The organism is Schlesneria sp. (genome assembly GCF_036405755.1).
GTDB classification, from domain to species: domain Bacteria; phylum Planctomycetota; class Planctomycetia; order Planctomycetales; family Planctomycetaceae; genus Schlesneria; species Schlesneria sphaerica.
Genome location: NZ_DASWWZ010000294.1, coordinates 1 through 10,476, shown reverse-complemented (window position 1 = coordinate 10,476; position 10,476 = coordinate 1). Strand labels below are relative to the sequence as shown.

The window sequence follows — 10,476 nt, the reverse complement described above, 5'->3', positions numbered from 1 at the left end:
CATCCGGCCGAGGCGCGCATCAGTTCTGTGTCGTAAAGAACAGCATCCGTCTGCTCTGGACCGACGCGGACAACAATCCCCTTGTAGACGGTACCGCCCGGGCCGGTAATTGATCCGCTGAAGAAGGGGCCAGTATCCATCTGGCCAAAACGATCATCGCGTGAATCTTCCTCGGTCCACCGAAAGCCGAGTGCGTCTTCACCCCAATGTCCTTCAATTCGATCCTTTTTTTTTGACGGGGAACCGGCGGCAGCGGCAGCCTGAGTCACAGAGGCCGTGCTCTTGCCGGTGGCGTCGTCAAAATGCTTTTCGTCCTTCAATTCATCGAAATGCCAAAGCCCCAGGGTCGTCTCGTCGACTTCAAAGGGGCCGGAAGGGGAGGCCTCAAACGTCCGAACGCCGCGTGAAATACGTACCTCATCAATCAGACCACTGCATCCGATCCCCTGATCGACGAGGCTGCCGATCGCCAGTCCTCCAGGGACGGTTTGCCTGTCAGTGCGCTGGACTGGCTGGCTGGCAACTTGCCTGGCATCGACAAACAATCGAATGCGATCCGCTTCCAGGACCATCGCCACATGATGCCATTTCCCGTCGCAGATATTGGCAGTGGAATGGCAGTGGTCAGGAGTAAACCCGGGCGTGTAAACCGTCAGATGACCATTACCGGCCATCGAGAAGAGTTCCCAATGCGTCCCTGACGACTTGTCTTCGTGCGCAACCAGGATGTTGTAGGGGCCCTTGTCCGTCAGTTGTGTCCAGCATTCGACGGTCAGGGGAAACTGCCGAAAACCTTCTTGCGCGGCGACAGAGACACCGCCTCCCGCGGCATTGAAAGCGCGTCCAAATTTGCCTGCCGTCAGTCGGTCGGCGGGGGTGACTCGGGGGAGTGCGGCTTGTGGCACCGGGACGGGAGTTCGCGGGACAGGTTTGGGACCTGCCGGTTTGCCGGCGAGTTGCGGTTTCAACCAATGGAGACCATCCAGGTTGTCGTGCAATCGTTCTTCCGCATCATCGTCGGTATGTCCCAGGATGCCGATCGGACCTTTGTACCCGCTGTCCCGAATTACCTTCAGAAGTGCGAGGTCCAGATCACCCTGACCCAGTTGGATAATCTTCTGCCCCTTTTTATCCCCGTCGATCACCATTCCGTTGAGGTTTAACGTGTAGAGATACGGCAGCATTGCCTTCAGAAGCTGGGGAAAGCGATCAAGGTGCTCATGTCCGTGGTGCTGGTTGTAAACGATTCCGACATTGGGAAGTTCCAGTTCTTTGATGATCGCGATTTGATTCTCGGGCTGTCCGAACCAGCCGCCGTGATTGTACAGAGCAACCTTGCAGCCAGCCTGTTCAGCCGCCAGTGCGATTGGCCGAATCCGGGCTGCTTCGTCGATGACTCGCTGACGCTGCTCCTGGGGGGTTGCGGTGGGGCCCCCCCCTCCGGTGACCCAAAGCTGCGGGGTGACTTTGTGCTTCTTGAAGACTTCGAGCGTCATTTTCGCTTCGTCGTTCAAGACGGTGGGAAACCACCAGGCTGTCAGTTCGACGTTGTGCCGTTTCAAGGCTTCGATTTCTGCATCGAACGTCGGAATATGCTCGGCACGATAGTCGTACGCGAACTTCGAAAAGCCGAGCTTCTCGAGCATGGCCGCACGGTCTTCGGGACCGCGTTTCTTAGAATCGAAGGGAACGATGCACCAGGCAACGAGATTCTCATCGCGGAACAGGTCGTCGGCTGCGTGTACTACTGAAACCGGTGAAAGGACCAGCGAGGCCAGATAAAGAAATACAATCAGGGGCCGTTTCAGCATTTTTGGCACTCTCTCTGTGGCGTGATTCGAGTCTGAAACGCATGTTAATGAACCTATGCGATTCCGCCAGTGGATCGAGGCAAATCTGCTCTGGATCAGGTTTGTTCCCGCTGCTGATTTCCTCCACGGGGGACTCGGGAAGCGAGCAGCCAGGAAACGGCCGAGATTGCCTGCAAGCGAGGTCAAAAAATTAAACCTCGCTTGGAACCTGCTGATTAATCTTGTCGCGGAGCCGTTTCCGCGGGGCTGTCCTTGAGGCGAACGGGCAGCTGTACTTCGGAGTATTGCTTGCTGTCCGATACGAAAGGACTGTTATGACTCATCACTCGCAGGGGGCCACACGATTCATACTCGTCCTGATGTGCGAGCAGCCACGTATCGAGGTGACGTCTGGCCTCTGAGACTCGATCCCGATTTGCGGTACCACGGATTCCGATACTGATGACCGTCTGAGCGGGAATATCGACCACTTCAACCTTGTCAGCGGGGCCGAGGCTGCCTTGCTCGGTGGTGCGATAAAGGAAAGACATGGACGTCTTCTTGGTCGCTTTTTCGTTACTCGCATAGGTCACCTCGACCGGAGCAGTCATTGCAATATCGCGCTCCTTGATGTGATTGAACAAAGTCCAGAAAGCCCGTCCTTCAATCAGCGTCATCTCGGTTTTCGCGAGTCGATATTTGGGGTACTGCTGCAGACGGATCTCACCAACTGGTGTCAGTTCCGGGAATCCCTCAGGTCGGGGGGCTTCCTCTTGAGGTTCGAACCGTAAAATGTCGCGTGCTTCTTTGATGGCGGTCCGCCATTGTTTGACAAATTTCTTGGAATCCGACTCCTTCGACGTGGCCGTTTTTGTGAATGACTCTGCCAGGACCACATTCGCCGGTGCCGCGTTCATCGCTTCCAACGCCGCGGCTTGCAAGTGCGCGAGCTCTTTCACCGGGTCACGCAGTGATTCCGCCGTGCTCAATGCCGCATCCAATTTGTCGGCGACCTCGACCGGAGTCATGGCTCGATCCTCCCCGTGACCGGTCTGCGAGGAATACAAGAACGAAGCGGTGCAAAATGCAATCAGGCAAGCCATTGCTCTTGATTGTGTCATCATAGTCGATCCTGAATCCATCTTAGTTTGTTGAGGTGATTGCACATCATTGAACCCGAGGAATCCTGTCCAGCGGGTTGCTGAAACGGGCGCCAGACTTGTCTCTCAGCGGACCTTAATCATGTCGTCGGCAACAATCTGCACCGATGCCGCAGCTACTTGACTTCAGCCAGCAGCGGCAATCGTTCGCGTGACGAAACCACAACACCGCCCGGCTTCTCGATCGTCACCGCGAAGAGATAGGCTTCTTGAACCCTGAGCTTCGCATGAATAGTAACGATCGCCTCCTGTTCGGACGAAATGTCGAAAACACCGCCATCGATGGGAGTCTTGTCGTCCTGATTCTTGTCAAAGATCCACAACTGATACTGTTCCCGAGTGGGATCATTAACGGGCAGGCCACGGAAACGCATGAATCCGGACTGCTCTGATGGACTCCAGACGACGTCGCCAGCCGCGTTCGCGATCTCTGTGGGACCGGGCGCCCAGTCCACCTGGACAACATCGTCGATGGTCGAAATCAGTTTCAAACGTTGCTGTGACAAGTCCAGCGCGGTGGAAGGATCGAGTGGATCCAGCTTCGACGTGAAGAGTGTCAGCATTGTGATGACCATGCACGCTGCTGCAACCAGCCACGGAAGCTTACTGGACCGGGGCGAACTGGTTTTAGTTGGTTCTGACGGACGGGTCGGCACGGTGACAGGACCGCCCAGTTCCTCAATGGCCCGCGATCTGATTGCCTTGCGAAGATGGTCTGGCAGCGGCATTGACGTTGAATCCGACCATACGAGATCAAGTGATGCAACCACCTGCTCGAAGTGATGCAACTGTTCGACAGGGGACTGCTCTGCCAGTCTATCAAATTCCGTTTGTTCGTCTGGCGAGAGTCCGAACAATAACCGCGTGATTTGCAGTTCTTCCCAACGATCGTTGTCCCCGTTTGCGGGATTGTTCATAGGGGCACCCCCCCTTCCACACCAAGCTGGCGACCAAACTGCATGCAGTTACGCAGCTGAACCAGGGCGCGGCGAATCAAGGATTTCACCGTACCCAACGGGACGCCAGTCCGCTCTGCAATTCGCGATTGAGTTAGACCGTGATAAATAGAAAGTTCCAGTACTTCGCGTTCGTTCTGGCGAAGTTTTTCGAGGCAGGCCGTTGCCCGTGTTCCGTCTTCTGCGAGTTCAAGCCTGGAGACCGGCTTAGGAGCGGGAAGGTCAATCTCCGCCTCTTGAATGGATTGTGGCTCGGGATTCCGACGAATCTTTCGCAGCCGATCAATCAATCGTCGTCGCGCGAGGACGGAAATGTAGGTTGCCTCCGTGCCAAGTTCTTCGCGAAACCGTCCCGCATTACGCCACAAATCCACAAAGATTTCCTGGACGGCGTCTTCAGCGTCAGCAGTCGAAGGTGACAGTCTGCAGGCAAGTGACCAGACAAGACCACCATATCGGTCGATGCATTCATCGATCGCATTCGTCTCACCCTGCGCTACACGGGGAAGTATCGGCGCTTGCAATTCAATCTCTCCTGTTTTCATCAACGTAGCGAGGCCGGCATCGCTGCCGACCTCGCAGACACTCGATTGTCCGTCAGTAGGGACCTATTTGGGGATGATCACTGTGTCGATCACGTGAATCACGCCGTTGCTGGTTTCGATGTCCGTCTTGACCACATTGGCACCGTCTACCATTACTTTGCCATCTTTGACCACAATTTTCACTGATGAGCCCTGGGCGGTTTTCGCGTTCGAAAGCTTAACGACGTCCTTGGCCAGCACTTTGCCGGGAACAACATGGTAGGTGAGGATCGAGGCCAGCTTCTTTTTGTTCTCTGGCTTGAGCAGCGATTCCAGTGTTTCCTTCGGCAGCTTAGCGAAAGCTTCATCGGTTGGGGCGAAGACGGTGAAGGGACCCTTCCCCTTCAGGGTATCAACGAGGTCGGCGGCCGTCAGTGCGGCGGCCAGCGTCTTGAAACTGCCTGCGGCAACGGCGGTGTCGACGATATCTTTGGCTTTGTCTTCTGCACTCAGAAGACCGCTGAAGCTTGTGACCAAAGCCAGTACGAGCATGCGAACTGAAAACGACTTCATTGAGAAACCTTCATCTAAATTTTGACTGAACGTTTCTGAGGTGAAACGCCTGGGGATTGTTAAGAGTTTGTCGCGACGTTCTTGAGTGAGCTGCTCAGACCTGTTTTCGCTGCCGCGGCAGAATCGGATGCAAAAAAGTCGCAGGTTTTTCTGAGAATCGTTGGCAGTCCAGTTTCCCTGCAAGATCGCTGCGTCCTGATGCCAGGCCAATGAAGTCAGCGGCGCTGGAGTTGACTTGCTGTCAATGCATCGCTCTGGCGGCGTCCAGGAACACCGGACGGAATCCACCCGCAGCGTTCGGATTGTCGCACCCGAGCGAGATGATCACGTCGTTCAAACGTGCTTCGTTCTCAAGTTTTGAGAAGCGGCCAATCGCGACCGATCCGGGGAAAGGAGACGAGCCGGGCTGCTGCTGAGGGAACCCTGGACATCGCCGACGGAACGGACTTTTGTCCCGTTTTGAAGGAAGGGGATTGAGCTGTCCTGGATGACCCTGGATGCGTGCCGATGAAGTTTCAATTGACTTTGCCGGAGTTCATCCAGGTGATCGAGAGCTGCAGCGAGGTGGCGATCGTGACCCAGATGAAATAGGGGATCTGCGCAAATGCGACCCAGCGGTAGTGCCTCCAGACGGCAACCATGCACCAGATGAGGGTCAGCCAGACGATGAGAATGTCGACGGCAGCCAGTGGCAGGTTTCGCATTCCGAACTGAATCGGTGTGAAGATCAGATTGGCGACCAGATTGATCGCGAAGGGAATGGCAACGGACACCGGAATCTTTTTTCGCACGGCCTGCACGAAGACGAATCCAAAACTGATTGCGATGATCGGATAGAGAATCCGCCAGATGAGTCCGATCGTGGCGGGCGCAGGCGTCCAGGTTGGCTTTGCGAGTGAGTTGTACCATTCAAGCCAGGACATCGTACGAATCCCTTTTCTCAAATTTGCTCTCAGCGATGATGCTTGCCTGTTTGGCTTTGCGTCTCGCCGAGGCAGGCCATGAAGCTGAGAGTAAGATGTGACGGAGGAACATCCGAGTCAATGCCGCCGTCAAGATGTTCACCCGCTGGGACTGCGGCGATGCGGGGTCAAGCGAGGAACGTTTATCAGGCTCGATCCGCGGCGTGGGTCAAGTTCACCTGCTGTGGTCTGCGGTGCGTGACTTGGGCATGCCTGCCGTAAGGATCTCGGTGATACGCGTTGAGCTGAATCGGGCTGGGGAAGAACGCTCGCCCGTCGGCAGCAAAATCGGCGGACTGACTGCGTGAGTAGTCCGTTCAACTGCGCCACGACACGGTGGGGCGTTTGGAACGAGAACTTTAGACGATCAAGGAGAACTTCATCGATGGGTGTCGCCCACGGGCGCACGCCATTTGTGATCGCAGTCGATCGATGCCGCTCAGATTGGTGCTCGCCGTCGTGCAGCGCGCCGTCCAGAATCAGTTCGCTACGACTTCGGTGGGGGTGATCTTGAGGGTCTTCGCCGTGCTTCGGGACTTAGGGAGATCGACTTGCCCTTTCAGAATCACAGTCCTGGACTCAAGCGAATCCAACTTCTTCAACAGCTTAGCGTTGTCTGGAGGAGTGATTGTCAGGGTAAAATCGTCCGTCTTCAACTTGAGAGTCGACTTCGTTTTTTCCACGGTTCCCCGCACTGTGATCGCGACGGCATCTTCCTTGATCTTCGGATCCCGCGCGGTCAACGAATTGACAGAGACGACCCAGCGACCGGGACGCTCAGGGGTGTTCAAGTACTGCAGCGTCCCCGTGGCCGTCACCAGTTTATGGTGATTGGCTTCTGCGAAATCCTTCAATTGGGGATCCGAAATCAGTAATTCCCACGAAAACCCCCCCAGGGAGAGATTCGTTCCCGTGGTTTCCCCCCCCACGGCAACCATACCGCAGCGCAACTTACCGTGACAGATCACCTCTGCAATGGACTCTGTCGCGTACAGCGAGACGCGCCCGGCGGCAATCGCAAGAATGCCGAGGACAAGTAGCGAAGCGGTGACCCATCTGGACATAGCTGATCCCCGATGCGGGAGGTAAGGTTTAATTCGTCTCATCGTAATCTGGCGGGATCGACCTTCATCCGATTTTCGACCAATCGACGGGCGATGGGGGTATTCGGTGACGGTTCGTTCGAAGATCCCTTTGATAGGAATGATATGTCCAGCACTCCGCCGCTCACCTTGGCCGGGGGAAGATCACCCCACAGACCTTTCAAAGCAGGTACAGGTCGGGCATTCGCGTAAATCAGATCTCTCACCGTCGTCATTTGAGCTCGATCCTGAACCGGATTGGCGAATGTCTTGGCCCAGACCAGTGCCGCGGCGCCGGCGACGTGAGGGGCTGCCATGGAGGTCCCGTCGTACTGAGCGTACTGATTATTCCGGACCGTGCTGACAATCGCCACGCCAGGGGCACCGATATCGACGGTCTTGGAGCCGTAGTGACTGAAGGAGCCACGGTTATTGTTCACGTCGATGGCCCCTACGGTGATGATGTTCGAACTGGAGCACGCAGCGGGATAGTAAGGCGAGCGATCGTTGTTGTTACCGTTACCGGGTGAGTTTCCCGCGGCAGCGACGAACAGGACGCCACGACGTTCCGCGCGGGCGATCGCTTCTTCCAGTGCCGGGACACTGCTGGGACCAGCCCAACTGTTCGAGATAATGTGGGCTCCGTTGGCGACGGCCCAGTCGATCGCTTTGACGGCGTCGGACGTGTTCCCGCTGCCGTCAGGTCCGATAAACCGCAGCGCCATGATCTGGGTTTTCCAGCTGACACCGACGACGCCCACGCCATTGTTTCCAGCAGCAGCGATCGTTCCGGCACAGTGTGTTCCGTGATTCTGCTCGTCCATCGGATCGGCGTCGTCATCGAAGAAGTCGTAACCAAACTTCCCGTTCTTGGACCACATATTCGGGCGGAGATCAGGGTGGTTGTAGTCGACTCCGGAATCGATCACCGCAACGATGATGTTGGGAGACTCGCGGATCGTCGGCCAGACTTTGGATGCTCCGATATTCTCCATCCCCCAAAGATTTTTCAGGAGCGGATCGTTGGGCACGGTCGCGGCATACGCGGCGACGACAGATTGACCTTCGCCCGCTGGGGGGACGCTCACGACGTAATCCGGGGCCGCGTGCAGCACCGCTTCGTCCGCGATCAATGCTTCCACTGTTTCCGTGGTGATTTCGCTGTTGGGTTCGACGACAAGGAACGAACCATCTTCGTAGTCTTCGACAGTCGACAGTCCCGCCGCTTTCATCGTCTCTTCAGACGGCTTTTTGTCGGGGCTCTCGTAGTGAATCAGCAGTCGCTGTCCCTTGCGATGGACCTTGTCGCCATCCGGATCGAAGCTGACGGCCATCGACTGCATGGCCATCTTTTCCTCGGCGGGAACTTCGAAGACGGCCTTCCCCCGGCGATTGATCCCGCGGTACCGGGATTTGCAGTGCCGCAGAACGTCCAGTTCCGGAGCCAGCTTATGGTGCCGACTGGCTTTGGGACGCATCGCCCAGTGTTCGGCGTAGAGGCTGCCTGCCGGAAACAGAGCCAGTCCGCAGACCAGAGACCACAATGGGACAAACATTCGCCTGTTCATGAAACTCTCGCCAGTGACTTCCTTGTCCTTCGCACGGTGATTCGACGTTACGTCGAGCACTTCGATTGCTGACGGCGAGCGATGGGATTCACCGTCGGTCACTCGTTGAAGTGCACTTTGTGACGTTGGAGGGAGTCACTGATCAGCACCAGAGGCCGCAATGACGCGGATACTGTTCCCGATCACAAACGGTGTCAGTCTCCATTCTGACTCCGCACCGCCCCATCAACGTCCATCACATGAACCGCGAGCTGAAAGCTCCTGCCTGCAAGGGCGTATGTCATTTCTCAAAAATATTTAGACGAACCCCTGATTTTGGTAAAGATCAATCATGTCGCGACCGACGGTTGGACAGCGGCTTTCCGACCAGCGTTCTCCAAGCCTGATGGCGTGGAACTCTTGTTCAGAACCGCAGTCACCCATGTTTCTGCTGGGAATGTGTCCCCGAATCGCCGCCCCTTGCGCAGAGGCTGCAAGTTAGCTGGTTTACTTTAGCAGTCGCTTGGAGGCCTGTTTACGCCGGGGTGAGACAAAACGCGGATGCGGTTGGCGCCGCCTCGGTACAGCGAGGGGACATCCGCTGCGGCCGGCCTGTGGCTGAGACTAGGTCAGGCCGACTGGCTGCAAGGGGCACTTGGCGGCGACGAAGCTTTCGCGCCGGCTTTCCGTGTTGAACTCGACGGTGACAGTCCGCATTCGCGAAAAGCCGCTGACTTCGACGACCGTTCCCAGTCCATAGCGGGGGTGCCGTACCTGCATCCCCACGGCAAAACCCAGCGGCAGTGCGACTCCTTCGCGCGACCCAGATTCCAGGGCGGCTCCTGTGGTGAGATGAGGATTGATCGGTGGTTTGCGCTTGGTCGTCTTCCCTTTCTTGCGGCGAAAAGTCGTCGCGTAGTCCGGGTGCTGGACGGCAATCTCGTCATGATCATCCCCCGGATCAGGGTCGGGTTCGAAGCCATCAAAGGCAGAGGACTCGTCAGCGAACTCGATCTCATTGACACTGTGCTTCTCGACAAACAGTTCCTGAATAAAGTCGCTGGTAATCGTCGAGAGCGTTCGGCCATGCATTTCCCGGCGCAGCGTGTGCGTGAGAACCAATCGCTCCTGGGCGCGCGTGATTCCCACGAAGAGCAGGCGACGTTCTTCTTCCAGGGGCAATCGGTCGTTTTCCCGCAACGACCGTTCGTGAGGGATCAGGTTCTGTTCGACGCCGATCAGGTAGACGTTGGGAAATTCGAGTCCTTTGGCCGCGTGCAACGTCATCAGTGTCACCGCACCGCTGTCGTCACTGAGCGAGTCGACGTCCTGGACCAGACTGGCGGTTTCCAGAAATCCGCCCAGGGTTGCGACCTCTTCCGTCTCCGCCATCTGAGCGTCGTATAAGCTGGCGGAACTGAGCAGTTCATCGACGTTGGATTTCCGCTGGACGTCTTCTTCTTCGATGGAGCCTTCAAACTGGCGGTAGTAACCCGTTCGTTCCAGTACTGCCCGGACGATGGTCGACACGGGGCCGTGCTCCGGGGCCGATTCCGCAGATTTGTTCTCGATGTCGTCGAAGTTGAATTCGGTCGATCCTGCATCGTCCCCAAATGGGTTGGCGGCCAGTTGACTGAATTCATCGATCAGCGCGGCGAAGGCACGCAGTCCGACAGCAGCCTTTTTCGAGAGACCGGGAACGCGTTCCGAATGACGGGCCGCGTCGAGCAATTCCTGTCCCTCGGCATCGACCCACTGCAGAAAGCGGGTCAGTGAGCTTTTTCCCACACCGCGGGCAGGGGCATTGACGACCCGCAGGAAGGCGACCCGGTCGCGGGCATTCTCGATCAGCCGCAGATAGGCCAGCACGTCCTTGATTTCG

9 protein-coding genes are annotated in these 10,476 nt (G+C 56.8%); all 9 read right to left on the bottom strand.

All coding sequences use genetic code 11. The features are described from left to right. Nucleotides 1-1,811 (bottom strand): LamG-like jellyroll fold domain-containing protein (locus VGE80_RS10360; RefSeq protein ID WP_440592609.1); only part of this gene is annotated, 1,811 nt, incomplete at its 3' end. A gap of 215 nt (nucleotides 1,812-2,026) precedes the next feature. Beyond that, nucleotides 2,027-2,818 (bottom strand): heme-binding protein, encoded by a 792-nt coding sequence (locus VGE80_RS10355; RefSeq protein WP_440592608.1) that lies wholly within the window; start codon nucleotides 2,816-2,818, stop codon nucleotides 2,027-2,029. Between the two features lie 248 nt (nucleotides 2,819-3,066). Further along, nucleotides 3,067-3,867, bottom strand: a complete 801-nt coding sequence (locus tag VGE80_RS10350) for an anti-sigma factor domain-containing protein (protein ID WP_440592607.1) — start codon at nucleotides 3,865-3,867, stop codon at nucleotides 3,067-3,069. Continuing rightward, complete coding sequence (locus VGE80_RS10345) at nucleotides 3,864-4,430, bottom strand: sigma-70 family RNA polymerase sigma factor (RefSeq protein ID WP_440592606.1); 567 nt, start codon at nucleotides 4,428-4,430, stop codon at nucleotides 3,864-3,866. Before VGE80_RS10345 ends, VGE80_RS10350 begins: the two co-directional genes overlap by 4 nt. An 84-nt stretch (nucleotides 4,431-4,514) precedes the next feature. Continuing rightward, a complete protein-coding gene (locus tag VGE80_RS10340; RefSeq protein WP_373652340.1) occupies nucleotides 4,515-5,003 on the bottom strand; it encodes a fasciclin domain-containing protein in 489 nt (162 codons plus the stop codon). A gap of 515 nt (nucleotides 5,004-5,518) precedes the next feature. Beyond that, nucleotides 5,519-5,926: a TspO/MBR family protein gene (locus VGE80_RS10335; protein ID WP_373652339.1), complete on the bottom strand. Its 408-nt coding sequence runs from the start codon at nucleotides 5,924-5,926 to the stop codon at nucleotides 5,519-5,521. 518 nt (nucleotides 5,927-6,444) lie between these two features. After that, complete coding sequence (locus VGE80_RS10330; protein WP_373652338.1) at nucleotides 6,445-7,029, bottom strand: hypothetical protein; 585 nt, start codon at nucleotides 7,027-7,029, stop codon at nucleotides 6,445-6,447. A gap of 38 nt (nucleotides 7,030-7,067) precedes the next feature. Then, nucleotides 7,068-8,603 carry a S8 family peptidase gene (locus tag VGE80_RS10325; protein ID WP_397569820.1) on the bottom strand — a complete coding sequence of 512 codons (1,536 nt, stop codon included), beginning with the start codon at nucleotides 8,601-8,603 and terminating at the stop codon, nucleotides 7,068-7,070. A 615-nt stretch (nucleotides 8,604-9,218) separates the two neighbouring features. After that, nucleotides 9,219-10,476: ATP-dependent helicase (locus VGE80_RS10320; RefSeq protein WP_440592605.1), on the bottom strand; the 1,258-nt coding region annotated here is incomplete at its 5' end.